Source organism: Streptomyces asiaticus (genome assembly GCF_018138715.1).
In the GTDB taxonomy this organism is placed as follows: Bacteria; Actinomycetota; Actinomycetes; order Streptomycetales; family Streptomycetaceae; genus Streptomyces; species Streptomyces asiaticus.
Genome location: NZ_JAGSHX010000006.1, coordinates 3,035,984 through 3,059,897, shown reverse-complemented (window position 1 = coordinate 3,059,897; position 23,914 = coordinate 3,035,984). Strand labels below are relative to the sequence as shown.

Genomic DNA, 23,914 nt, shown 5'->3' with positions numbered 1-23,914 from the left:
CTGGGCCTGACCCTGGGAAACCCCGGCGCCTCAGGAATTCGACCAGCCGCGGCGGCACAGCACCAGGCGGTAGCCGTCCGGATCCTCGATGGTGACGCCCCATTCGTTCCAGTACGGATTGGGCGAGGCGACGCGAGTGCCACCGTGCCGGATGAGCCGGTCCACGAGCTCCTCGGGGACCGGCTCGTCGAGGTAGACCACCAGCAGATCCTCCTCGGTCGGCCGAGGCTCGACGGGGTGGGCCGCCTCGTGGACGAGCTCCAGATGCCAGGAGGCGTCCGGCCAACCCACCATCAGCAGATCGTGCTCCCCGGCCCGGTCACCGCCCTCGACCCGGTGCACCACGCTCAACCCCAGCCCCGCACACCAGAAGCGCTCCGCCGCCGCGAGGTCACGCGAGGGGCGGGCGATGCGGATGTGGCTCTGACCGTCGGCGGGCATGGGCGCCTCCTTCGTCGTAGGGGAACGCATCGACTTCGTCATATCGACTTCGTCATGGGGAACGCATCGACGGCCCCGTGATCGCCGGGCCGCGCCCCGAGCCTAGGGACGGGCCCGCCCCGGGGCATCGGCCGCTCGCCGGGCCTTCCCCCGGCCATGCGACCTACGACCGCGGACCAGTCACCTCACTCGCGAACCGGCCACATCGCCTCGCGAACCGGTCACCTCACTCGCGAACCGGTCACATCGCCTCGCGAACCGGTCACATCACCTCGCGGACCGATCACCTCACTCCGGCGCCCCTGGACGGCGGCCGAGCGGGCTGATGCGGCGGTATCCCGCCCGGGCGTTGACGATGCGGGCGAGCGCCGTGCCCGCGACGGCCGCCGCCAGGAGACAGGCGAGCCAGCGGGCGTCCCGGTCGCCCGCCCAGGAGAGCTGTCCCGCGGGCGGAATGGCGAAGCCGTTGAGGAACAGCCAGCACAGCCCCGCCGTACCGGGCGCCGCGACAAAGCGCGCGCACAGCCCCAGCAGAGCGGCCAGCAGCGAGAGCGCGACCAGGGCGAACATCGGGCGGCCATGGCCGCCGAGGAAGTTCAGGGTCGCCACCAGCACCAGCGCGCCCAGGGAGGCCCCGCCCCAGATGACGGGAGTGGCGACAGGATCGGGAACTGGCCTGATCCCGGTGTTGAGCCGCCTCCACTCGATCATGGGTACCACCCCTCCTCTGGGCGCCATCCTCATGCGTAGATCGATGGCCACCCCACCCATACGCGGTCGGCATCGTCCCATCGCACCCTCGTACACCTGCCGTCATTACCAATTCTTTGCCATTCGTTAGGGTGGCACAGGAATCGAGCGACGAGAGGGATGACTGTGGGCGCTCCGCGCATGAGCAGTACGCCATTGCCCGGGATCGGGGTTCGCTACGACCTGACGACACGAGAGAGCAGGCGGCTTTCGGTCATCGCACATCGCGACGGCGGACGGACGCTGAGCGCGTACCGGAAGGAGGATCCCGATGAATGTGCCCTGTCCACCAGGCTGACCCCAGGGGAAGCGGAGGCGCTTGTCGGGGTGCTGATGCCAAGTCATCACAGCCCGAATCTGCTGTCCACCACCGAGCTGGGGCTGGTGGCCGAGCGGATCGAGCTGTCGTCCACGTCGCACTGGAACGGGAGGGTGCTGGGCGAGACGCGGATGCGGACGGAGACCGGCGCCTCGATCGTGGCCGTGCTGCGCAGGGCGGAGGCGATCCCCTCCCCGACCCCCGACTTCCGGCTGGCCGGTGGGGACGAGCTGATCGTGATCGGCACCCGCGAGGGTGTGGAGACGGCCGCGGCGATACTCGGGCGGGAGTGAGCCCATGCATGCGTCTGCTGTCTTTCTGATCGAATTCGGCGCGGTCATCCTGGGCCTCGGGCTGCTGGGGCGGCTCGCCGGGCGGCTCCAGTTCTCCCCGATCCCGCTGTATCTGCTGGCCGGACTGGCCTTCGGCGAGGGTGGGCTGCTGCCGCTGGGAGCGAGCGAGGAGTTCGTCGCGACCGGCGCCGAGATCGGCGTCATCCTGCTGCTGCTGATGCTCGGGCTGGAGTACACCGCCAGCGACCTGGTCAGCAATCTCAAGACCCAGTACCCGGCCGGTCTGGTCGACGCGGTGCTCAACGCCCTGCCCGGCGCCGTCATGGCCCTGCTGCTGGGGTGGGGGCCGGTGGCCGCCGTGGTGCTCGCCGGGGTGACCTGGATCTCCTCCTCCGGCGTCATCGCCAAGGTGCTCGGCGATCTGGGCCGGCTCGGCAACCGCGAGACCCCGGTGATCCTCAGCATCCTCGTCCTCGAGGACCTGGCGATGGCCGTCTATCTGCCGATTGTCACCGCCCTGCTGGCCGGTGCGGGCCTGGCGGCGGGCAGTGTCACCCTGGCCATCGCCCTCGGCGTGGCCGGTCTGGTGCTGTTCCTGGCCGTCCGCTACGGACGGCACATCTCCCGCTTCGTCTCCAGCGACGACCCCGAGAAGCTGCTGCTGGTGGTGCTCGGGCTGACGCTGCTGGTGGCGGGGATCGCGCAGCAGCTCCAGGTGTCGGCGGCCGTCGGCGCGTTCCTGGTGGGCATCGCCCTGTCCGGGGAGGTCGCCGAGGGCACCCACCATCTGCTCAGCCCGCTGCGGGATCTGTTCGCCGCCGTGTTCTTCGTCTTCTTCGGTCTGCACACGGATCCGGCCAGCATTCCCCCTGTGCTGCTGCCCGCCATGACGCTGGCCCTCCTCACCGCCGGTACGAAGATCGCCACCGGTTACTGGGCGGCACGGCGGGCCGGGATCTCGGCCCGGGGCCGCTGGCGGGCGGGCGGCACGCTGGTGGCCCGGGGCGAGTTCTCGATCGTCATCGCGGGGCTCGCCGTCACGGCGGGTATCGAACCGTCGCTCGGCCCGCTGGCCACGGCGTACGTCCTGATCCTGGTCGTCCTCGGGCCGCTCACCGCCCGCTGGACCGAGCCCGTCGCCCGGCGGGTCACGGCCCGGCTGGCGGCGCGCCGCGAGCCCGCTGGCGCCGCGGCGGTCGATAGCGGGGGCGATGGTGTGGCGGAGGAGCCGCGAGAGGTGGTGGACGACCCGGACGCCGTGGGGCGTCGTTCATAGCCGCTCGTCGATGCGTACGGGCCGATGCGTACGGGCCGATGCGTACGGGCCGATGCGTACGGATCGGTACGTACAGGTCGGTACGTACAGGTCGGTACGTACGGGTCGATGCGTACAGGTCGATGCGTACGAGGAGGGCCGCGGGACGCTCCGCGGCCCTCCGCGTCGCTCCGTGGCTCAGCCCCGGTCCTCCTCCTCGGGCCCCGAGTCCCTTAAGGCTCTTGCGCCCCCTGAGCCCTCCAAGCCCCCTAAGTCGCCTAAGTCGCCTAAGTCGCCTAAGCCCGCTAAATTCCCTAACGCGTCGCCGAGCCCGGCCGTGACCATACCGCCGCCCACGGCCCCACCCGCCGCCGTACCGGCCGTGACGCCTGTGACGCCTGTACCGCCCGTGACGCCCGCGATGGCCGCACTGGTGCTGGTGCGGCCATCGCGGGCGGTATGCCTCGCGCGGGATTCGATGAGCGCCCGGATCCAGGAGTCGACCTCACCGGTCCAGTCGCTCCGCTCGAGGTCCTCATGGCGCACGGTGTGGCGGCCCAGGGCGCCAGAGCCTCTGCCGCGCTTGTCGGCCTCCAGGACGACCTCCATCCCGTCGGGGCCGGTGAGAAGGGTCAGCGCGATCTCGTTCACGGCGTGGAGGTACTGAGGGGCGGGGGTGAGCTCGATCTCCTGGTGGAAGGGGAGCCGCTGCCCGGTGCCCGCGATATGGGCGAGCCGCAGATCGGCGGCGACGAGGCCGAAGCCGAGCCGCCCAAGGGCCCCCAGCACGGCCTCCTGGACCGGCAGCGGGCGCACGATCAGCGGCTCCGGATCGCCGTGGTCCTTCGCGCCCGCCGCCGCGAGCTCGACCCGGACGCCCAGGACGACACCCAGCGGCTGTCCGGACACCTCGGTGAGCGGTGTTTCCCACGGTATGTGAATGGTGAACGGAATCTCTCTGTGCTCTCTCGCGTCGAGCCGGAACCCGCCGCCGAGCCGGAGACGGTCGAAGACCACACCGCCCTCGTGCTCCTCGCCGCCGTACCCGGCCTCGACCCCGGCGACCAGCTCCAGCGCGAGGTGCTCGAGGTCGCAGGCGCCGTCTCCGCCCCGGAGCCGCACATGCCCCCGCACCACCCCACCGGGGCGCACCGGCTCCCGGTCCAGGGCCGTGTCCACGACGGGCCCACCGACCCCGAGCGAGCCGAGCACTCGTTTGAACACCATCGCGGCGTTCACTCCTTCACTGTCCCTGTGATCGTTCTCTGTTCCGTGGGGGGCGTTCGTTCCTGAGTTCCGTGGGGGGCATGCGTGGAACGAACGAGAAGGTAAAGGGATTCCCATGTACGTGTCCTGGTGCGGCAAAACCGGCCAGAGGCGGTGCGGTCCCGGCCGACGACGTGCCCGACGGTCCGGCTCGGTGTTCATCCGCTCACGGAGAGCTATCCTGAATGGGCCCTCCGGCCATGGGTAACTCGGGTCGGGCCCGCGGAATCCGGTGCGGCTCATCCCAGAGGACGGGAGAAACCGATGTCACGTGTGCGGCGGATGAGATCGGCGCTGCTGAGCGCCGTGGCAATCGTCGTGAGCGCGGGAATCCGGCGATGGCGGCGCAGGCCGGCCCGCGAGCCGAGCCCAGGAAGCCGGTGAATGACCCGGCCTCTACGGCGAGTCGGGTCCGAATCGCCATTCCGCTTCGGGTAATGGTGGGCGAATCGATACAACGAATTCGTCGGCCGGTGCCGCCGGCCGCCCACCCATGCAGACGGCCGAGGAGCGGACACGGACATGGCGACGACAACCAAGCCCGAATATGAAGCTCCCGCCGAACCCACCAAACTCGGCACCGTCGTGGTCGACTGGCTCACCACCACGGACCACAAGAAAATCGGACACCTGTACTTGGTGACCGCGTTCGGATTCTTTCTGATCGGCGGTCTTCTGGCCATGGTCATGCGGGCCGAACTCGCCCGGCCCGGACTGCAATTGATCAGCCCGGAGCAGTACAACCAGGCTTTCACCCTGCACGGCACGCTGATGCTGCTGTTCTTCGCCACACCGGTCTTCGCCGGATTCGCCAACGAGATCATGCCGCTCCAGATCGGCGCCCCGGATGTCGCCTTCCCCCGGCTGAACATGTTCTCGTACTGGCTCTTCCTCTTCGGCGGGCTGATCGTGATCGGCAGTCTGCTGACCCCCGGCGGCGCGGCGGACTTCGGCTGGACGGCCTATACGCCGCTCAGCAGCAAGGTGCGGACACCGGGCGTGGGCGGCGACATGTGGGTGATGGGCCTCGCCCTCTCCGGCTTCGGGACGATCCTGGGCGCCGTCAACTTCATCACGACCGTCGTGTGCATGCGCGCCCCCGGAATGACGATGTTCCGGCTGCCCATCTTCACCTGGAACATCCTCTTCACCTCGATCCTGGTGCTGCTCGCCTTTCCCGTCCTGGCGGCGGCCCTGCTGGTGCTGGAGGCGGACCGCAAATTCGGCGCGGTCGTCTTCGAGGGGGCCAACGGCGGGCCGGTGCTGTGGCAGCATCTCTTCTGGTTCTTCGGCCACCCCGAGGTCTACATCATCGCCCTGCCGTTCTTCGGCATCATCACCGAGATCATTCCGGTGTTCTCCCGCAAGGTGGTCTTCGGCTATATGGGTCTGGTGGGCGCCACCATCGGCATCACCGGCCTCTCCGCGACGGTGTGGGCCCACCACATGTTCGCCACCGGAGCCGTACTCCTGCCGTTCTTCTCCTTTATGACGTTCCTCATCGCGGTGCCGACCGGGGTGAAGTTCTTCAACTGGATCGGAACCATGTGGCGTGGCTCCCTCTCCTTCGAGACGCCGATGCTGTGGGCCATCGGCTTCCTGGTCACCTTCCTCTTCGGCGGGCTGACCGGGGTGATCCTGGCCTCGCCCCCGCTGGATTTCGAGGTCCACGACAGCTATTTCGTCGTCGCCCACTTCCACTACGTGGTCTTCGGCACGGTGGTCTACGCGATGTTCGCCGGATTCTATTTCTGGTGGCCCAAGTTCACCGGCAGGATGCTCGACGAACGACTCGGCAAGATCCACTTCTGGACCCTGTTCATCGGCTTCCACACCACCTTCCTGGTCCACCACTGGCTCGGCGTCATCGGCATGCCGCGTCGCTATGTCGACTATCTGGCCGCCGACGGCTTCACCACGCTGAACACGGTCTCCACCATCGGCTCGTTCCTCCTGGGCCTGTCCACGCTGCCGTTCATCTACAACGTGTGGAAAACCGGGAAGTACGGGAAGCGGGTCGCGCTCGACGACCCCTGGGGATGGGGCCGTTCCCTGGAATGGGCCACCTCCTGCCCCCCGCCCCGGCACAACTTCCTCACCCTGCCGAAGATCCGCTCCGAATCCCCCGCCTTCGACCTCCACCACCCCGAGGTCGTCCCCCACGAGGTCCCCACCACCAGCCGGCTGCCCCTCTCCGGGGCCATGGGCGCCCCGGTCGACCTCGGCACCGAGGACGACCGCACCGGCGGCGGGCCGGGCCCGGAAACGGGCGACGACACCGGAGGCCGCGAGGGCTGACCCCCGTTGGTTGTACTAGTAATGAGTTTCCAATTCCCGATAATGAGGTTCCCATTCCCGCGCCGGCCGAATTGCTGCTGAGATCGGCTCAATGAATGGCATTTCCCGGACCGGACCGGCGTGCTGCGGCAATGTTCCGAGCCAGCCCTGTATCCCTTGAGCGTTACGCGAGGCGATGAAAGGCTGGACGCGATGGTCGGGCGAAGGAAATTCCTCATGGCCGGCGCCATGGGGGGCGCGGGCATGCTTCCGCAGGGTGTTCCGGGAGCGCAGGCGTATGCGTCGCCGGCGCACGGAACAGATCCCACGGACACCTCGGTGCCGCAGACCCCTCCGCTGGAGAAGTACGTCGACCCGCTGCCCAGGCCGATGACGGCCATCCCGGATTCCTCCCTCTATCCGGGCGCCGACTACTACGAGATCACCATGCGGCAGGGCTCATGGCGCTTCCACCGGGATCTCGGACCGGCGAAGACGTGGGGTTACTGGGCCACAAACCCGCACCATCCTCGTAAGCCGATCGGGATGGGCTATCTCGGGCCGACCATCAGCGTGAACAAGGACCATCCGACGGTCGTCAAGTACCGCAACCATCTGCCGACCACCCACCTGTTCCAGTTCGTGATCGACGCCATTCGCAACGGGGACCCCCAACTCACCCCGATCGCCCCGCCTCCCTACACGAGCCACCCGCCCTTTCCCCCGAACGTCAATGTGTGGAATGTCGTGCACCAGCACGGCGGTTTCACGGCGCCGCAGTCCGACGGCATGCCGCTCCAGTCGTTCAGCCCGGACGGCATCCATGCCGAGTCCTACTCGACCCTGGACCCGAGCCGGGTCAAACGCAATGAGGCGATCTGCGGCTACACCAACCACGAACGTTCGTCCATGCTCTGGTATCACGATCACGGCATGGGAATGACCAGCGTCAACGTCTATGCGGGCCTTGCCGGTCTCTACCTCATCCGCGACCCCGCCGACGAGCGGCTGGGACTACCACGAGGCGAATTCGAGGTCCCCCTCGTCCTCCAGGACCGGACCTTCCACCAGGACGGCTCGCTCGCCTACACCATGACCCAGCGGGAAGGCGAGGACACCCCGGTCGTCAACGGCAAGGCGTACCCCTTCCTCGCCGTCGAGCCGCGACGCTACCGGTTGCGCATTCTCAACGCCTCCAACGAGCGTTTCTGGCGGCTGAGGTTCGACGTTCCCAGGGATGTCCTGCTCCAACCCCAACTGCCGTTCTGGCTGATCGGCACCGACGGCGGACTCCGAACTCCACTGCCCATGTTGAACTTCCTGATCGCGCCGGCCGAGCGGTACGACCTGATCGTCGACTTCAGCGGGCTGCCCATGGGCACGAACGTCACAGTGACGAACTACAACGCCCCGGTCCACTTCCCCGGCGGCGGCGGACCGGAAATCTCGGAAATCATGCAATTCCAGGTCACCAAACGACTGTCCGGAGACGCGGACCAGACGACGCCGCCCAAGAGTCTCAAGCTACCGACGGTCGCACCCATCGAGCCGAAACCGCACACCCGTCGGCGCCAATGGATCCTGTACCAGCACAAGCTCTTCGGCACCATGACGTTCAACGCGGTGCCATTCATGGAACCGTCCCAGGACTTCATCAAGGCGGGCTCGACCGAGATCTGGGAGTACATCAACCCCAACCACGACGCCCACCCGATGCATGTCCACCTAGTCAACTTCCAGGTGCTGAACAGACAACCCATGGACGCGGCCGGCTACCAGGCAGATTACGAAAAGTGGCTCGACGGCGGCCGCAAACCGGAAGACCGCCCGGTGCTGGCAAACTACCTCACCGGCCCACCGATCCCGCCGGACCCGGACGAAGCGCGATCCAACAAGGACACGGTCAAATCCTATCCGGAGACGGTGACCAGAATCATCATCCAGGAATTCACCCCACCGACGGCCACGATCGCGTCGATCCCCGGCAGCGGCGCCGAGTTCCCGGCGACGTACGTCCACCACTGCCACATCCTCGAACACGAAGACGATGACCTGATGCGCCCCTGGACGATCGTCCGGGACTGATGGGACGAGACACCCCGTCCCGTCAGGATTCGAGAACTACCCGCAAGCGGCTTGGACCTGGCGCAGGAAATGCGGCCACTGCCCTTGGGAACTGCCGCTGTGCCACTGCCGGTCAGTTCGTAGAACCGGTGCGCCGTCTGGGGTGTCGCCGCGCAGGTTGTGGAACTTCCGCATCACCATCCTCGGCATCGACTGCACCGCGGAACGCAGAAGCCGGTCGGTAGGGCGGCCGAGCGCAGTGGACGCCTCGGCCTCACGTTCAGCCACTGCCAGGAAATCCGACTCTCCGGCCGGCGGCCCTGACGGGGCTTGGGGTGCTTCGGCGAGGTGCGCCACCAGGCCCATGGCGTAGGGCACGGCGAGCTCGTTCAGAGTCACCTCGGCTCTGTCCTGCGCGGCGTACTCCAGCAGCGCGGCCCCGAAGGCGAACTTGTACGTTCGGGCGTTGGCGCCCATCAAGACGGCCAGCCGCCAAGACGTACGGGCGTTCGGCTCGCTTCGGAAGAAGTCCACCGTCATCGGCTCACCCCCGGCGCGGCGTGCCGCTCCGCGCGGAAGACCAGGGCGCTCCAGCTCACGCCTTCCCGGCTGAGACAGTCCGGCCCCTTGTCGCTGCGGTGCACCGTGGACAGACCGAACCGTCCCGCCAGCGCCACGGTCTCGGCCGCGGACACCGCGAACATCCGCCGCCCGGCAGGAACCGGGCCGTGCCGCAGCGAGAGGGCAACGCATCCTCCCGGGGCCACCAACTCGGCCAGCCGCCGCATGGCATCGTCGCGCTCCTGCTCGTCCAGGTGCATCCACACCGCGGAGAGCAGCATGAAGTCGAAGGGTCCGCGGAGACCGGTCAGGGAAGGAACGGCGTCGTCGGTCCAGTCGATCGCCGCATCCGCGTGGAGGCGCTGCCCGATCCGCCGCAGCTCCGGCGTGGGCTCTACGGCCACCACCTGATGCCCACGGGCGGCCAGCGCGGCAGCGTCGCGGCCACTGCCGGCCCCGATGTCAACAATCCTGCTCGGACCCGGCGGCAACCACGGCAGGAATTCCTCGTGCACGATGTCGAACGCAACACCCTCATGCCGACGGGCAAGCCCCTCGGCATCCTCCCCGTAGCCAGCCGTACTGGGCGTTCCGGACCGCATCCCCCTACGCCCTCCTCGGCCAAGTGTGCATTTGGGGCCGTACACGCTGTGAACAGCGAGAAGACCCCCTCCGCTACGTGCGTAGAGGAGAGGGTCCAGTGCGCCCCCGGCAGGACTCGAACCTGCGGCCAAGCGCTTAGAAGGCGCCTGCTCTATCCACTGAGCTACGGGGGCCGGTGGTGGTCATGGAGCGGGTGAGCCCCCGGTGCCTGCGGGGCCGACGGGGCGGCCGTGGTGCGGGTGGCCGGGCTCGACGGACCGTGACCTTGCCGGGACAAGGATAGGGCTCCTTGCACCTCGCCCCGGTTGCTTCACCTCCGTGGCACGTTGTGGAGGTTCGGTGAAGCGGTCTGATAATCGCAGGCAGGTCCGAAACTCGCATCGTTTTTCACGCCTCAGGGAACGGGTGTTGTGCACTCGTTATGCCCGCGCCCCTGGCGTCACGTCTGCCTCGTGCTCCTTTTGGGGTGATCCGGGTGGGTCTCTTTGACGCGCACGAGTGAGCATACGCTTCAAAAAGACACCAAAAGCGGGCATTCTTCACCACGTGGCGATCTTGGACGTACGGCCCCGGCTGCTCGACGCGCTGACCTCACTGCGTGACCGTGTCGACGCCGCTCGGTTTCCGCTCCCCCTTCCCGGCGCCGACCGCGCTCGCCGTAGCCGTGCCGAGCTGCTCGCTCAACTGGACGACTACCTCGTGCCCCGGTTGCGCGCCCCCGAAGCGCCCCTGCTGGCGGTAATCGGGGGATCGACGGGAGCGGGCAAGTCCACTCTGGTCAATTCGCTGGTCGGCCGACGCGTCACCGAGGCCGGTGTGTTGCGGCCCACAACGCGTACGCCGGTGCTGGTGTGCCACCCCGATGACCACCCCTGGTTCGCCGGGCAGCGGGTGCTGCCGCGGCTCACCCGGGTCTGGGTGCCGGCGCAGGGGGAGCGGGCGGAGAGCGCGTACGACGAGGAGGGGCGGGCGCAGGAGGGGCCGGCGGCGCTGCGGGTGGAGACCGACCCGGGGCTGGCGCGGGGGCTCGCGCTGCTCGACGCGCCCGACATCGACTCGCTGGTCGCGCGGAACCGCGATCTGGCCGCGGAACTGATCTGCGCCGCCGACATCTGGGTGCTCGTCACCACCGCCACCCGCTACGGCGACGCCGTCCCCTGGCATCTGCTGCGGACCGCCAAGGAGTACGACGTCACCCTCGTCACCGTCCTCGACCGGGTGCCGCACCAGCTGGCCGCCGAGGTCTCCCGGCAGTACGCCGGGCTCCTTACGGCGGCCGGACTCGGCGATGTCCCACGCTTCACCATCCCCGAGCTCCCGGAATCCGCGGGCGGCGGCAGCGGGCTGCTCCCGGCCACCGCCGTCGCCGCCCTGCGGACCTGGCTCACCCAGCACGCACAGGATCCGTACGCCCGTACGGTCGCCGCCGCCCGTACGGCCGCCGGGACCCTCGCCTCGCTGCGCGCCCGGATGCCCGCGCTGGCAGGGGCCGCGGCGGCGCAGCACGCGGCCGCGATGCGGCTGATCCAGCGGGTCGAGGGCGCGTACGGGGAGGCCGGGGAGCGGGTGCGGCGCGAGATCGCGCAGGGCGCGCCGCTCGCGGGCGATGCGCTCACCCACTGGCACGGCCTGCCGCACGCCAGCGCCCCCGATGAGCTCCTTACGGCTCTCACCGACTCCCTGGCCACCCTGCTGCGCAGCGCGGCCGCCACGGCCGACGAACGGGTCGCGGAGGCCGGGAGGCAGGATCCGGCAGCGCGGGCCGGGCTCGCCCCGAGCGACGCGCGGGGCGCCGCCGAGCGGATCGGCGTGGCCGTACGGCACTGGCGGCGCTGCGCCGAGGAGCTGGCCGAGGAAGAGGCCCGGGCCCGGATCGCCGAATGCGGGGGCAGCTGCGTGCCCGAGGAGATCGCCGCCCTGCTCGCCGCGTCCCTCCTGGGCGGCCGCCGAGCCCGTAAGGCGGGCGAGAAGCTCGCCGAGACCCTGGGCGCGCATGCGGCACTGCGCCTGGGCGACCGCGGCGGACGGCTGCTCGACGGCTGTGTCACCCGGGTCATGCGGGCGGAGCGCGACCGCAGGCTCGCCCCTCTGGACGCCCTGGACATGTCCCCGGAACACCAGGTCGAGCTGATCGCCGCGCTGTCCGTGCTTCAGAAGGAGAGGTGACCGCAGGTGACGGCCATGGCGGGCAACGGCGGCAACGGCGGCAACGAGGGCGGCGGGAGCGGCGGGGGAGGCCGGGCGGCGGGGGACCGCCATACCTGGGACGACGGCCTGATCGCCCGGCGGGCGCACCGCCGGGCCGCCGGGCGTGCCGCGGGCCGCCCGGCCCGTGCGATGGACCAGGAGGCGGCGGAGGAGGCCGCGCCGGACATCCCCGGCGCCGTGGCGGACTACTTCCCGGGGGAGGAGACCGGTCGGCGGTCCTTCGGCGGCCCCCCGTACGCCGTCTACCAGGCCGGCGTCCGCAGCTTCGCCACGGGCACCCTGCGGCCCCGTCTGGAGGCCCTGCGCCAGCTCGTCGGGCTGTCCCGGTCCCGGCTCGAGGGGCGCACGCTCGCCGGGGCCGCGCGGGTGCTCGACGAGGCGGACGCGCGGGGACGGCATCCTTACGGGCACACCGTGGTCGCCGTCGCCGGGGCCACCGGAAGCGGTAAGTCGACACTGTTCAACGCCCTTGCCGGAGCCCCCCTCTCCGAGACCGGCGTCCGCCGACCGACCACCGCCACGCCCCTCGCCTGCGCGTGGACCGACCACGCCGACGGCCTGCTGGACCGCCTCGGCATCCCGGCGGTGGACCGGCGCAACCCGGGCTATCCGTACGACCCCGCGCTGCGCGGCCTGGTCCTGCTCGACCTGCCCGACCACGACTCGGCCGCCCCGGGCCACCGCGAGCGGGTGGACCGGCTGCTGGGTCTCGTGGACGCGGTGGTGTGGGTGGTGGACCCCGAGAAGTACGCGGACGCCGTCCTCCATGAGCGCTATCTGCGGCCACTCGCCGGATACGCCGAGGTGACCTTCGTCGTGCTCAACCAGGTGGACCGGCTCCCGGGCGAGGCCGCGGACCAGGTGCTGGACGATCTGCGGCGGCTGCTGGACGAGGACGGGCTCGCTCTCGGGGAGCACGGGGAGCCGGGGGCCGCCGTGCTCGCGCTGTCCGCGCTGACCGGCGAGGGCGTCGGGGAGCTCCGGGAGATGCTCGCGCGGCTCACGGCCGAGTGCGGGGCGGCCGAGCGCCGGCTGTCGGCGGACGTGGCCGGCACGATGACGCGGCTGCGGCCGCACTATGTGGCGGACAGCGGGCCGGTCGGGCTCACCGAGCGGGCGCGGGCGGAGTTCGAGGACCGGCTGGCCGAGGCGGCGGGCGCGGGCGCGGCCGGGAAGGCGGCCGAGCGCGCCTGGCTGAGGGACACGGAGTGGGCGTGCGGAACGCCCTGGGGGCGGCTGCGGGGGAGGAAGGGCCACGCCTCGGGGAGCTCTCGGGGCGGCGGCTCTCGAGGCGGCGGCTCTCGGGGGTCGCGAGCATCCGAGGCCGGGGAGTGGACGGAGTGGACGGAGATCCCGGGCGCGCGGGCGCGCACGGTGGCGGTGGAGGCGGTCACGGCGCGCCCGGCGGTGGAGGAGGCGGTACGCACGCTCGGCGACGAGGCGACGGCCGGGCTGCCCGGTCCATGGGCCCAGGCCGTCCGGGAGGCGGCGGGGTGGGGCGGCAGGGGGTTGGCGGAGGCGGTCGACGAGGCGGTGGCGGCCGAGACGACACACCGGCGGCCGGTCCGGCCCGTGTGGTGGTCGATGGTGGCGGCGGCTCAGGTGACCGTGCTGCTGGCGCAAGTGATCGGGGTGCTGTGGCTGTTGGGGGCCATGGCCGGGGTGTTCGGCGGGCCGGAGTGGTGGATGCCCACGCTGCTGGTGCTGGGCGGCGCGGCGGTCGGCCCGACGCTGGCGTGGGGCTCCCGGGCGGCCGCGCGGGGGCCCGCCCGGCGCCACGGCCGGTCGGTGGAGGGCCGCCTGCGGGAGGCGGCGGCCGAGTGCGGACGCAGACGGGTGCTGGAGCCGGTCGAGACGGAGCTGGCGCGGTACGGGGAGGTACGGGCGCAGTACGTGGTCGCGGCGGGCGGGGCGTGACGGGCGTTCACTCGTCCGGGTGGCCGAGTTGTCCACAATCCCGGGGTCGTGCACAGGCCCCGGCGGGGTTTCGTGATGCCGGGCAGCATGGTTCACGAGCGGCACGACGGAGCCGCGAAGTGAATGGGGGAGGCGTAGCCGGTGAACGAGAGCTGGGTGACCGTGGTGGGGAACGCCGCGACGCGGCCGGACTTCTGGGAGACGGCGGCGGGTGTCGCGGTGGCCCGATTTCGGCTGGCGGCGACGGTGCGGCGCTGGGACCGGGGGCGGGACGCGTGGGCGGACGCGTACACGAGTTTCTACACGGTCTGGACGTGGCGGTCGCTGGCCGCGAATGTCGCGGGGTCGGTATCGCTCGGTGAACCCCTCGTCGTCCATGGGACGTTGCGGGTGCGAGAGCGCGAATGGGACCGGGAGCGAGAGCGGGAGAGGGATCGGCCCCTTCAGGGAGACCGGCCGCTTCAGGGAGAAGGGGAAGGGGGATGGGGAGGAGGCGCGGCCACGCCTCCGGCCCCGGGTGGGGATTCCGGTGGCGGGGCGCATCAGCCCAGGCGCTGGGTCACCGCGGAGATCGACGCGGTGGCGGTCGGACACGACCTCACGCGGGGTACATCCGCATTTCGCCGGGTTTCACAGGCCAAACCGCTTCTAAACACACCGACCGGGGCAACTTCCCCGTGAGCGGTCGCGATCACGGGAGATTTGTCGATAATCCCAGGTCATACGGGATCTGGCGATTAGGTAACGATTCCGATTCGGATCGGTTGGGTCTAGGTATTCCCGGGGAGCGATCGGTTTCTTTCTCCCTAGTATCCCTGCGTGCCCAACGGGGGTTCCTGAGTTTTGAGTTCGCTGGCGAGGCGCACCAACTGACTGGCGCTCGCCCGGAGGGGAAACCATGATTTCTGTAAGGAGGCGGGGCGCTGCCCGCCTTGCGGCCGCCGTGCTGGCGTCCGGTCTGGTCGCGGCGGGTGCGATAGCCACCGCCGGCACCGCCGCCGCCGATGACGCGCCCCCGAGCCAGGGCGGCGCGACCGCCACGCTGGGCGGTCTCAAGACGTTCGACAAGGCCATCATCCACGACAACGGCAAGGACCAGCAGGTCGGCGCCGGTCTCTTCGAGATGTCGGTCGACAATGGCGGTTCCATCCAGACGTACTGCATTGATCTGCACAACCCGACGCAGAGCAAGGCGAAGTACGAGGAGAAGTCCTGGGCCGAGACGTCCCTGGCGAACAACCCCAACGCGGGCAAGATCAACTGGGTTCTTCAGAACTCCTACCCGCAGGTGAACGACCTCGGCGCGCTCGCGAAGACGGCGGGCACCGGTCCCCTCACCGAGAAGACCGCCGCCGCGGGGACGCAGGTCGCCATCTGGCGCTTCTCCGACAACGCGAAGGTGGACGCGGCCGACCCGCAGGCCGAGAAGCTGGCCGACTACCTGGAGAAGAACGCCCAGAACCTCCAGGAGCCCAAGGCGTCGCTGAGCCTGGACCCGCCGGCCGTCTCCGGCAAGGCCGGTGAGCGGCTCGGCCCGGTCAAGGTCCACACCAACGCCGACAGCGTCACCCTGGCCCCGGGCACCGAGTCCGCGGGCGGCGTCAAGCTCGTCGACAAGAGCGGCAAGACCATCACCAGCGCCGCCGACGGCGGCGAGGTGTACTTCGACGTCCCGGAGGGCGCGGCGGACGGCTCCGCCACGCTGACCGCCCAGGCCGCCACCAAGGTTCCGGTGGGCCGCGCGTTCGCCAGCGCCACCAAGAGCCAGACCCAGATCCTGGCCGGCTCGAGCGAGAGCACCGTCTCCGCCACCGCCACCGCGAACTGGGCGAAGAAGGGCGCGGTCCCGGCGGTCTCCGCCGAGAAGGACTGCGCCAAGGGCGGCGTGGACATCACGGCCAGCAACAAGGGCGACGAGGCGTTCACCTTCGAGCTGCTGGGCCAGAAGTACACCGTCGAGGCGGGTCAGTCGAAGACCGTCACCGCCCCGGTGAAGGAGGACCAGAGCTACAAGTTCACCATCTCCGGTCCGAACGGCTTCACGAAGACCTTCTCCGGCGTTCTCGACTGCAAGACCTCCAGCAGCGGCGGCAGCAGCGACACCCCCTCCTCGCAGCCGAGCCCCGCGTCGGCCGGTGGCAGCACCGGTGGTGACACCTCCGGTGGCGACCTCGCCGAGACCGGTAGCAGCAGCAACACCCCGATGATCGCGGGCATCGCCGTGGCGCTGGTCGTGGTCGGCGGCGGCGCGATCTTCTTCGTCCGTAAGAAGAAGGCGACCGCGGGCGAGTGAACGCCAGGGCGGCGACGCCAGGGCAGCAGTGATCGCTGAGTGAAGCGACGGTCACCGGATGTGGTGACCATCGAAGAACGCGGTGATGGAGGGCCGGAGCCTCATGGAGGCTCCGGCCCTTCGTGTCACCGGGGGACGGCGAATGCCGGACCCATGCCGCACGCCGGACCAAACGGGTTTCCGCCTCGGGCGGGCTGTACGGCAAGATGGCTGTATCTGCCCTCACGCGGTGCGGCTCCGCCACGGATACGGACCCCGCGGCGGAGCCGCACCTCGATACCTACCAGATTGCCGGACGGTTTCTCTTGGCTGAGTTCATCTACACCATGCGCAAGACGCGCAAGGCGCACGGCGACAAGGTGATCCTCGACGATGTCACGCTGAGCTTTCTGCCCGGCGCGAAAATCGGCGTCGTGGGCCCCAACGGCGCCGGTAAGTCGACGGTGCTGAAGATCATGGCCGGCCTGGAGCAGCCGTCCAATGGTGACGCATTCCTCTCACCCGGCTACAGCGTGGGCATCCTGCTCCAGGAGCCCCCGCTGGACGAGTCCAAGACCGTGCTGGAGAACGTCCAGGACGGCGTGGCGGTCACCAAGGGCAAGCTGGACCGCTTCAACGAGATCGCCGAGCAGATGGCGACCGACTACAGCGACGAGCTGCTGGAGGAGATGGGCAAGCTCCAGGAGGACCTGGACCACTCCAATGCCTGGGACCTGGATGCCCAGCTCGAGCAGGCCATGGACGCCCTCGGCTGCCCGCCCGGCGACTGGCCGGTCACCACCCTCTCCGGTGGTGAGAAGCGCCGCGTCGCGCTCTGCAAGCTGCTGCTGGAGGCCCCCGACCTGCTGCTGCTCGACGAGCCCACCAACCACCTCGACGCCGAGTCCGTCAACTGGCTGGAGCAGCACCTCGCCAAGTACGCGGGCACCGTCGTGGCCATCACCCACGACCGGTACTTCCTGGACAACGTCGCCGAATGGATCCTGGAGCTCGACCGCGGCCGCGCCATCGGCTACGAGGGCAACTACTCCACCTACCTGGAGAAGAAGCAGGCCCGTCTGAAGGTCGAGGGCCAGAAGGACGCCAAGCGCGCCAAGCGCCTCAAGGAGGAGCTGGACTGGGTCCGCTCCAACGCCAAGGGCCGCCAGGCCAAGTCCCGCGCCCGGCTGACCCGTTACGAGGAGATGGCCGCCGAGGCCGAGAAGACCCGGAAGCTGGACTTCGAGGAGATCCAGATCCCGCCGGGCCCGCGCCTGGGCAATGTCGTGGTCGAGGTGGAGAACCTCTCCAAGGCGTTCGGCGAGAAGGTCCTGATCGACGACCTCTCCTTCACCCTGCCGCGGAACGGCATCGTCGGTGTCATCGGCCCCAACGGCGCCGGTAAGACCACGCTCTTCAAGATGATCCAGGGCCTGGAGACCGCCGACGCGGGCAGCATCAAGGTCGGCGAGACCGTCAAGATCTCCTACGTCGACCAGAGCCGCGCCAACATCGACCCCAAGAAGACGCTGTGGGCGGTCGTCTCCGACGAGCTCGACTACATCAACGTCGGCCAGGTCGAGATGCCCTCCCGCGCCTATGTCTCCGCCTTCGGCTTCAAGGGCCCGGACCAGCAGAAGCCGGCCGGGGTGCTCTCGGGCGGTGAGCGCAACCGCCTCAACCTCGCGCTCACCCTCAAGCAGGGCGGCAATCTGCTGCTCCTGGACGAGCCCACCAACGACCTCGACGTGGAGACGCTCTCCTCGCTGGAGAACGCGCTGCTCGACTTCCCCGGCTGCGCCGTGGTCGTCTCCCACGACCGTTGGTTCCTCGACCGCGTCGCCACCCACATCCTGGCGTACGAGGGCGACTCCAAGTGGTTCTGGTTCGAGGGCAACTTCGAGTCGTACGAGAAGAACAAGGTCGAGCGGCTCGGCCCGGACGCGGCCCGTCCGCACCGCGCCACCTACAAGAAGCTGACCCGGGGCTGAGTGGATGGCACGCCATATCTACCCCTGTCCCCTGCGCTGGTCCGACATGGACGCGTTCGGCCACGTCAACAACGTGACCTTCCTCCGCTATCTGGAGGAGGCCCGGGTCGACTTCATGTGGCGGCTGGCGCCGGGGAACGGGAGTGACGCGTTCACCGGCGGCGTGGTCGTGGCCCGGCACGAGATCGACTATCTGAAGCCCCTGGTCCACCGGCACCGGCCGGTGACGATCGAGACCTGGGTGACGGAGATCAAGGCCGCGTACCTCACCCTGCGCTATGAGATCAAGGACGAGGACGCCCTGTATGTGCGTGCCGCCACCCGCATCGTGCCCTACGACCTCGACCAGGGCCGCCCGCGCCGGGTCACCCCGGAAGAGGAGAAGTTCCTGACCGAGTACCTGGAGCCGGACCCGGTGAAGAAGGGCGCCGCCAAGAAGGCGTCCGCGGCGTCCACGAAGCCCGCCGGAGCCGCCGATGGCGCCGGGCGGGCGGAGGGGGCCGTCTCGGTATGACGGCCCCCAGCCAGGAGCTCCACTTCGCCGACGCCGGGGAGGCGGCCGATCTCGCCGCCTTCCTGGCCCGGCTGATCCACTACGACCGGGCGGCGGCGGTGCGGCTACAGGCGGGCGGCGGTGTGCTCGCCGTCTTCGGCCGGCCGCCGTCGTTCGAGGTCCTCGCGATCCGTACGGCGCGGCTCGAGGCGATCGTCAGCACCGAGGCCGCACCGGACACACCGCACACGTCGGCCGGGGCGGCGGGCGGGGCTGGCGCCCTGGATACGACCGTCTCGGCGGGTGAGTTCGCGGACGCGCTGGACACGGCGCGGGCCGCGCGGACCACCGACGGTTCCGAAATCCGCGACCGGGGCCTGGTGGTCACCGTGCCGCAGGCCGTCACCGGTCCGCCATGGGCCGGGGTGCTGCCGCCGCGCGGCGGCTGGCGCCGGGTGAACGGGCTGCCGGGCGTGGACGGGGTGCGCGGGGCGGTCGCCGCCGCCGTCGCGGAGTTCCGGGCCCGCGACGCGGCGCTCCCCGAGGAGCGGCGTACGCGCGCCGAGCGCGACCGGATCGGCCATGAGATCTGGTCCCGCACGCTCGGCGACACCGGGCTTCCACTGCGCGCCGTGCACGCCGCGCAGTCGCTGGGCTTTCTGCGCCCGGTCCGGGCGGCGGCACCGGCCGCCACCGGCCACGGGAGCGGCGTGGCCACCGCCGCGCCCGAGCCCCTGGCGCTGCTCGCCGCGGGCGGCTGGCTGCGGCTGCGCACGCCGTACGGCTCGATCGCGGTGCGTACGCAGGGCCTGTCCGGCGGTCTGTCCGGGCTGTCCGTCACGCCCGCCTGAGCCTGCCGGGGCAGCCCTCCGGGGCAGACCCCCAAGTCGACCCGCCGGGTCAGCCCGCCCAGGTCGATCCGGCGCGGATCAGCCCCCAGGTCGATCCGCCGGGTCAGCCCTCGGTGTTGATCATGGAGGCGGCGGCGTAGGTGAGGTAGTGCCACAGCTGGCGCTCGAGCTCCGGGGCCAGCTCCAGCTCGTCCACCGCGTCGCGCATATGGCGCAGCCAGGCGTCATGGGCGGCGCGGTTCACGGTGAAGGGGGCGTGGCGCATGCGGAGCCGGGGGTGGCCGCGGTTGTCGCTGTAGGTGCGGGGGCCGCCCCAGTACTGCATCAGGAAGAGTGTGAGCCGCTCCTCGGCCGGACCCAGGTCCTCCTCGGGGTACATCGGCCGGAGCAGCGGGTCCTCCGCGACCCCCTGGTAGAAGCGGTGCACCAGACGCCGGAAGGTCTGCTCGCCACCGACCTGCTCGTAGAAGGTCTGCTCCTGAAGTGTGCCTCGCGGAATCTCTTTCACGCCTCCATGCTCTCAGACGCCCCCGTCTGGAAAAGGGGGCGTGGGTCGCGGCCGGGGGCCGGGCGCAGGAGAGTGGAGGCATGGGCAGCACGGGCGGGAGCACACGCAGTGCGCCGGACGCCGCGGAGCGTGTGGCGCGGCGGAAGCCTGCCGGCCGGGAGGCCGACGGGTACGCCGAGGAGGCCGCGGCGCTGCGGACCGGGCTGGTCCGGGAGATCGTGGCGGGCGGCGGACTCACCGACCCCGCCTGGCGGGCGGCCTTCGAGGAGGTGCCGCGCCATCTCTTCGTGCCCTACTACTACGAGGCGGGGGACGCGGCCGCGGCGGCCGCGCCGCCGGACACCAGGACAACACGGGCAGGAGAGGCGGGCACGGCACACGGGACGGTCGGCTACACCCGGCTGTGGCGCGACGATCCCCACCCGCTGCGCCGGGCCCGCTGGCTGGCCGGGGCCTACGCGGACGCCCCGCTCGCCACCCGGGTGCGCGACGGTGAGCTGATCACCTCCAGCAGCCAGCCGTCGCTGATGGCGCGGATGCTCCAGGCGCTCCAGGTGCGGGACGGGGACCGGGTGCTGGAGATCGGCGCGGGCACCGGCTACAACGCCGCGCTGCTGGCCCACCGGCTCGGCGACGCCCACGTCGCCACCCTCGATCTCGACCCGGAGATCACCGAGGCCGCCCGCAACCATCTGGCCGCGGCCGGATTCCGCCCCGCGGTCGTCACCGGCGACGGGGCGCGCGGATGCCCGCTGCACGCTCCCTACGACCGGATCATCGCCACCTGCGCCGTGGCGTCCATCCCGTCCGCATGGCTCGGCCAGTGCCGGCCGGACGCGCTGATCCTGACGCCGCTCGCGACCGGGCTGATCGCCCTGAGAGTCGCCGACGCCCGCCATGCCGAGGGGCACTTCCTGGCCATCCCCGCGTACTTCGTCCCGCTGCGCGGCAGCGGTCCGCCGCCTCAGGTGCCCACCCACGGGCTGCCGTCCCGGCCGCTGCTGGACGACTCCTTCCGCTTCCTGCTGAACGTGGCCGCGGGCCATCTGGAGCCGGTCGAGGCCCTCGCGCTGTGGGAGCACGAGGGCAGGCCGGGGCGGGAGCGCTACGGGGTGACGGTGCGCGGCGAGCGCCAATGGGCCTGGCTGGACGACCCGGAGGGCGCCTACGGCTGGCCGCTGGGCCCTCCCGGCCGTCTTGGGCCCTTCCAGGGTCTCAGCCCCGGCGCACCGTGATCGTCGTCCAGGCGCCGACGTGGACGCGGTCCCCGTCTTGGAGCGGGACCGGCACGAACGGCTGGATCGGCTCCTCGCCGCCGTTGATCGTGGTCCCGTTGGTCGAGTCCTGGTCGACGACCGCCCAGACGCCGTCGGGCTGCTGGACGAGGAGCGCGTGCTGGTGCGAGACGCCCGGATCCTCGGGCGGCCGCCCGAGGTCGATGTCGGGCGCCTCACCGGTGCTGTGGCGGCGCCGGCCGATGGTGATCTGGTGGCCGTTGAGCGGCAGCTGCTGCTCGGGGGAGTAGGCCGGGAGGTTCAGCCCGGCGGCCTCCGGGCCGCTGCGGTTCATCATCGCCATGAAGTACTCACGGTCCGGGGCGACGACGGCTATCCAGTTGCCGGGCGCCTGCGCCGGGGCGCCGCCCTGGCCGAACTGGGCGGCGCCGGGGTGCTGCTGCTGTGGGGCGCCGGGGTGCTGCTGCTGGGGCGGCTGGTGCCCCGGCCCCTGCTGCTGGGGCGGCGGGGCGTACCCCTCGTTCCCGTACGGCTGGGCCGGGGGCGCCGGGGCCTGGGGGTAGCCATAGCCGTACTGCGGGGCCTGGGGCGCGCCGTGGCCCGGGGCGCCCTGCTGCGGGGCGCCGTGCGGGGGCGTGCCCTGGTGCGGTGCGCCCCCCTGCGGCGGCGGAAGCGTCCAGTCGCTGTCGCCGCCGAAGCCGGAGGGCTGACCGCCGCCCTGCGTCGGATGCGGGCCCTGCGGCCCCCCGGGCCCGGGCTGTGGCGGGCCCGGATGCTGCGGCGGCGCGTAACCGCCCTGCGGCGGGCCGTACGGAGACGGGGTGTGCGTCTGGAAGTTGAAGCGGCACTCCTCACAGAACGGGGCCTGCGCCTCGCGTGGCGTACGGCACTGCGGGCACAGCTCCTGCTGCTGTGCCGGATAGCCGTAGCCGCCCGCGCCGCCGGGCGGCGGTGGGCCGCCCGGCCCCGGACTCCCGTAGCCACCCGGTGGCACGGGAACACCGGGACCGTTGGGCATGGGCGGAGGCGGCGGGACGGCGCCGGAGGGCATGGGTGTCCCCGACATCCGGTGGCCACACACCTCGCACCAGTCTTCGGCCGCCGATTGGTGGCCGTTGGGACAGGTCGGCATGTCGGATCCCCCTCTGTGGCGTTCTTGGCGTTTCTGCCGAGAAGAGCTACGTGAGTGCTGGTTATGTGCTACTTCTTGACGCGAACTGTCTTGGTGGAGCGCGTTTCGAGTGTCATCTCGTCCGCTTCCGCGACCTTCGCCTTCAGTCGCACAGTACCTGCCGCCACATCGAGCACGTCCACCACCTTCGCAAGCAGTTTCGCCGTGTCTTCGTTCCCCGATGCGGCCGCCAGCTGTACGGCACGCCCCAGCTTCGCGGTCGCTTGTTCGGCATCGCCGGACTTGCGGGCATTCATGCCCTGTTTGATGGCCTGTGCCAGTTCGGCCTGGCCCGTATAGTGCGCCACCTGCGGATTCATCGCGGTGGAGACGACCAGATCATCGGTCCACACCGCGCGCACCAGCCCCTGCGCCAGGGGACTGGGCGGGCTGCCGACCCCGTCGGGCACCGGCTGAACCAGGGAAATCCTGGCCGCCAGCATCTCCTGGCCGACCTCGGCCGCCGGAACCCTCACGCAGAGGTGGTAGTCGCGGGACTCATCGCCCCAGGACCCGGTGGGGTAGTCGCCGGCGCGCGGACCGGCCTCGACGCGCCGGGCGGTCAGATCCTCGACCGTCGGTGCGACCTGTTTCACATACGCCACCTCGGCGCCCCTGGGAGTCCACAGCCGGAGGCTGACGTCGGCGACCTCCTTGCCCATCGCCGTCTCCATCATCCGCGTGAAGTCCGCGGCGAGCCCGGCGGGATCGGCCACGATGTCCGCCGTTCCGAGCAGGGCGGCGGCGATCCCGGTGACCTCCTCGACCTCCCAGTCCGTGCCCACCCCGCGGGCGTCGCAGGTGAACCGGCCCGCGCAGGCGTCGAGCACGGCCCGCAGCCGCTGCGGCTCCTCGTGCTCGTTCCGCCCGTCGGTGAGCAGGATGCCGTGCCGTATCGCGGCGTCGGTGGAGTCGAACAGCAGGTCGGCCTGGAGCAGCCAGGTGCCGATCGCGGTACCGCCGCCCGGACTCAGGCTCCGCAGCGCCTCCTTGGCCTGGGCGCGGGTGAGCGGATCGGCGATGGCCAACCGCCCGTTGCCGGGGAAGATCTCGACGGCCTTGTGGGTGCCCGCCACGACGGAGAAGGCCACGCCGTCGCGCACGGTGTCGATCGCGGCGGCGGTCGCGTCCCGTGCGTGGCGCATCTTCGTCGGCGGATAGTCCATCGAGCCGGAGCAGTCCACCATGATCACCACAGCCGCGCGGGCCGCGTGGGGGGAGCCGCCGCTCCGGCCGGACGCGCTGTCGTACGCGCCCGGAGCGTCCTCGAACCCGCCATGGGCGGGCGCGGGTATCGGCGGCCCTGCCGTGGCCCCGCCGCCGGTCGAGGTGACGGTGATGATCGCGTTCACCTCGCGGCCTCCCTCGGGGAGGTACTCGTTCTGGTAGACCTCGACCGAGAACCGCGGCGCGTCGGGGGTGGAGAAGTGGGCCATGTC

Annotated in this window: 20 protein-coding genes and 1 tRNA gene; 12 read left to right on the top strand and 9 right to left on the bottom strand. The window is 70.7% G+C overall.

Annotation, left to right across the window (positions count from 1 at the left end; all coding sequences use genetic code 11):
- Positions 1 to 30 precede the first annotated feature (30 nt).
- Entirely contained in the window at positions 31 to 441 is a 411-nt protein-coding gene (locus KHP12_RS20760; RefSeq protein WP_211833393.1) for a VOC family protein, read from the bottom strand.
- Positions 442 to 729: 288 nt separating this feature from the next.
- Positions 730 to 1,152, bottom strand: a complete 423-nt coding sequence (locus KHP12_RS20755; RefSeq protein ID WP_086885492.1) for a hypothetical protein — start codon at positions 1,150 to 1,152, stop codon at positions 730 to 732.
- A gap of 180 nt (positions 1,153 to 1,332) precedes the next feature.
- On the opposite strand from KHP12_RS20755, the gene KHP12_RS20750 reads away from it, so the two are divergent.
- The gene (locus KHP12_RS20750; protein WP_086885493.1) at positions 1,333 to 1,803 is read left to right on the top strand and encodes a cation:proton antiporter regulatory subunit; all 471 of its coding nucleotides are present in this window, start codon (positions 1,333 to 1,335) and stop codon (positions 1,801 to 1,803) included.
- 4 nt (positions 1,804 to 1,807) lie between these two features.
- Entirely contained in the window at positions 1,808 to 3,079 is a 1,272-nt protein-coding gene (locus KHP12_RS20745; protein WP_086885494.1) for a cation:proton antiporter, read from the top strand.
- 177 nt (positions 3,080 to 3,256) lie between these two features.
- Here the strand turns inward: KHP12_RS20745 and KHP12_RS20740 are convergent, their stop codons facing one another.
- A complete protein-coding gene (locus KHP12_RS20740) occupies positions 3,257 to 4,285 on the bottom strand; it encodes a sporulation protein (RefSeq protein ID WP_086885495.1) in 1,029 nt (342 codons plus the stop codon).
- A gap of 561 nt (positions 4,286 to 4,846) precedes the next feature.
- Here KHP12_RS20740 and ctaD point away from each other — a divergent pair.
- Together ctaD and KHP12_RS20730 are read left to right on the top strand one after the other, a co-directional pair.
- Positions 4,847 to 6,622 (top strand): aa3-type cytochrome oxidase subunit I, encoded by a 1,776-nt coding sequence (gene ctaD / locus KHP12_RS20735; protein ID WP_210609284.1) that lies wholly within the window; start codon positions 4,847 to 4,849, stop codon positions 6,620 to 6,622.
- Between the two features lie 120 nt (positions 6,623 to 6,742).
- Complete coding sequence (locus KHP12_RS20730) at positions 6,743 to 8,686, top strand: multicopper oxidase family protein (RefSeq protein WP_308016960.1); 1,944 nt, start codon at positions 6,743 to 6,745, stop codon at positions 8,684 to 8,686.
- A 36-nt stretch (positions 8,687 to 8,722) separates the two neighbouring features.
- Here the strand turns inward: KHP12_RS20730 and KHP12_RS20725 are convergent, their stop codons facing one another.
- The 3 genes from KHP12_RS20725 to KHP12_RS20715 form a co-directional block, all read right to left on the bottom strand.
- On the bottom strand, positions 8,723 to 9,205 hold the full coding sequence (locus tag KHP12_RS20725; protein ID WP_086885563.1) for a hypothetical protein: 483 nt from the start codon (positions 9,203 to 9,205) through the stop codon (positions 8,723 to 8,725).
- The gene (locus KHP12_RS20720; protein ID WP_086885564.1) at positions 9,202 to 9,828 is read right to left on the bottom strand and encodes a class I SAM-dependent methyltransferase; all 627 of its coding nucleotides are present in this window, start codon (positions 9,826 to 9,828) and stop codon (positions 9,202 to 9,204) included. Before KHP12_RS20720 ends, KHP12_RS20725 begins: the two co-directional genes overlap by 4 nt.
- 101 nt (positions 9,829 to 9,929) lie before the next feature.
- A tRNA-Arg gene (locus KHP12_RS20715) sits at positions 9,930 to 10,002 on the bottom strand.
- Positions 10,003 to 10,384: 382 nt separating this feature from the next.
- Here KHP12_RS20715 and KHP12_RS20710 point away from each other — a divergent pair.
- The 7 genes from KHP12_RS20710 (at position 10,385) to KHP12_RS20680 (ending at position 19,561) form a co-directional block, all read left to right on the top strand.
- Positions 10,385 to 11,995 carry a dynamin family protein gene (locus KHP12_RS20710; protein ID WP_210610407.1) on the top strand — a complete coding sequence of 537 codons (1,611 nt, stop codon included), beginning with the start codon at positions 10,385 to 10,387 and terminating at the stop codon, positions 11,993 to 11,995.
- 15 nt (positions 11,996 to 12,010) lie between these two features.
- A complete protein-coding gene (locus KHP12_RS20705) occupies positions 12,011 to 13,954 on the top strand; it encodes a YfjP family GTPase (protein ID WP_210610409.1) in 1,944 nt (647 codons plus the stop codon).
- A gap of 141 nt (positions 13,955 to 14,095) precedes the next feature.
- Positions 14,096 to 14,635, top strand: a complete 540-nt coding sequence (locus KHP12_RS20700) for a single-stranded DNA-binding protein (protein WP_086882346.1) — start codon at positions 14,096 to 14,098, stop codon at positions 14,633 to 14,635.
- Positions 14,636 to 14,852: 217 nt separating this feature from the next.
- Positions 14,853 to 16,247: a Cys-Gln thioester bond-forming surface protein gene (locus tag KHP12_RS20695; RefSeq protein ID WP_086882345.1), complete on the top strand. Its 1,395-nt coding sequence runs from the start codon at positions 14,853 to 14,855 to the stop codon at positions 16,245 to 16,247.
- A 305-nt stretch (positions 16,248 to 16,552) separates the two neighbouring features.
- Positions 16,553 to 18,217, top strand: a complete 1,665-nt coding sequence (gene ettA, locus KHP12_RS20690) for an energy-dependent translational throttle protein EttA (protein ID WP_037946229.1) — start codon at positions 16,553 to 16,555, stop codon at positions 18,215 to 18,217.
- Between the two features lie 4 nt (positions 18,218 to 18,221).
- A complete protein-coding gene (locus KHP12_RS20685) occupies positions 18,222 to 18,731 on the top strand; it encodes an acyl-CoA thioesterase (protein WP_086882344.1) in 510 nt (169 codons plus the stop codon).
- Positions 18,728 to 19,561: a DUF8185 domain-containing protein gene (locus tag KHP12_RS20680; RefSeq protein ID WP_086882343.1), complete on the top strand. Its 834-nt coding sequence runs from the start codon at positions 18,728 to 18,730 to the stop codon at positions 19,559 to 19,561. The genes KHP12_RS20685 and KHP12_RS20680 overlap by 4 nt, the downstream gene beginning before the upstream one ends.
- A 103-nt stretch (positions 19,562 to 19,664) precedes the next feature.
- On the opposite strand, the gene KHP12_RS20675 is transcribed toward KHP12_RS20680, so the two are convergent.
- Positions 19,665 to 20,069 (bottom strand): globin, encoded by a 405-nt coding sequence (locus tag KHP12_RS20675; RefSeq protein ID WP_037945843.1) that lies wholly within the window; start codon positions 20,067 to 20,069, stop codon positions 19,665 to 19,667.
- An 80-nt stretch (positions 20,070 to 20,149) separates the two neighbouring features.
- Here KHP12_RS20675 and KHP12_RS20670 point away from each other — a divergent pair, with 80 nt between their 5' ends.
- Positions 20,150 to 21,304 carry a methyltransferase domain-containing protein gene (locus KHP12_RS20670; RefSeq protein ID WP_086882342.1) on the top strand — a complete coding sequence of 385 codons (1,155 nt, stop codon included), beginning with the start codon at positions 20,150 to 20,152 and terminating at the stop codon, positions 21,302 to 21,304.
- Here KHP12_RS20670 and KHP12_RS20665 read toward each other — a convergent pair.
- Complete coding sequence (locus KHP12_RS20665) at positions 21,285 to 22,436, bottom strand: FHA domain-containing protein (protein ID WP_086882341.1); 1,152 nt, start codon at positions 22,434 to 22,436, stop codon at positions 21,285 to 21,287. The genes KHP12_RS20670 and KHP12_RS20665 overlap by 20 nt on opposite strands.
- A 68-nt stretch (positions 22,437 to 22,504) precedes the next feature.
- Positions 22,505 to 23,911, bottom strand: a complete 1,407-nt coding sequence (locus KHP12_RS20660) for a vWA domain-containing protein (RefSeq protein ID WP_086882340.1) — start codon at positions 23,909 to 23,911, stop codon at positions 22,505 to 22,507.
- Positions 23,912 to 23,914: the final 3 nt, after the last annotated feature.

Excerpts from the sequence above, each read along its gene's own strand:
- KHP12_RS20760 (WP_211833393.1), bottom strand. The coding sequence starts at position 441 with ATGCCCGCCGACGGTCAGAGCCACATCCGCATCGCCCGCCCCTCGCGT.
- KHP12_RS20725 (WP_086885563.1), bottom strand. The coding sequence starts at position 9,205 with ATGACGGTGGACTTCTTCCGAAGCGAGCCGAACGCCCGTACGTCTTGG.
- KHP12_RS20665 (WP_086882341.1), bottom strand. The coding sequence starts at position 22,436 with ATGCCGACCTGTCCCAACGGCCACCAATCGGCGGCCGAAGACTGGTGC.
- KHP12_RS20685 (WP_086882344.1), top strand. The coding sequence starts at position 18,222 with ATGGCACGCCATATCTACCCCTGTCCCCTGCGCTGGTCCGACATGGAC.
- KHP12_RS20695 (WP_086882345.1), top strand. The coding sequence starts at position 14,853 with ATGATTTCTGTAAGGAGGCGGGGCGCTGCCCGCCTTGCGGCCGCCGTG.
- KHP12_RS20750 (WP_086885493.1), top strand. The coding sequence starts at position 1,333 with ATGAGCAGTACGCCATTGCCCGGGATCGGGGTTCGCTACGACCTGACG.
- KHP12_RS20740 (WP_086885495.1), bottom strand. The coding sequence starts at position 4,285 with ATGGTGTTCAAACGAGTGCTCGGCTCGCTCGGGGTCGGTGGGCCCGTC.
- KHP12_RS20720 (WP_086885564.1), bottom strand. The coding sequence starts at position 9,828 with ATGCGGTCCGGAACGCCCAGTACGGCTGGCTACGGGGAGGATGCCGAG.
- KHP12_RS20680 (WP_086882343.1), top strand. The coding sequence starts at position 18,728 with ATGACGGCCCCCAGCCAGGAGCTCCACTTCGCCGACGCCGGGGAGGCG.
- KHP12_RS20660 (WP_086882340.1), bottom strand. The coding sequence starts at position 23,911 with ATGGCCCACTTCTCCACCCCCGACGCGCCGCGGTTCTCGGTCGAGGTC.
- KHP12_RS20670 (WP_086882342.1), top strand. The coding sequence starts at position 20,150 with ATGGGCAGCACGGGCGGGAGCACACGCAGTGCGCCGGACGCCGCGGAG.
- KHP12_RS20745 (WP_086885494.1), top strand. The coding sequence starts at position 1,808 with ATGCATGCGTCTGCTGTCTTTCTGATCGAATTCGGCGCGGTCATCCTG.
- ctaD (WP_210609284.1), top strand. The coding sequence starts at position 4,847 with ATGGCGACGACAACCAAGCCCGAATATGAAGCTCCCGCCGAACCCACC.
- KHP12_RS20755 (WP_086885492.1), bottom strand. The coding sequence starts at position 1,152 with ATGATCGAGTGGAGGCGGCTCAACACCGGGATCAGGCCAGTTCCCGAT.
- KHP12_RS20705 (WP_210610409.1), top strand. The coding sequence starts at position 12,011 with ATGGCGGGCAACGGCGGCAACGGCGGCAACGAGGGCGGCGGGAGCGGC.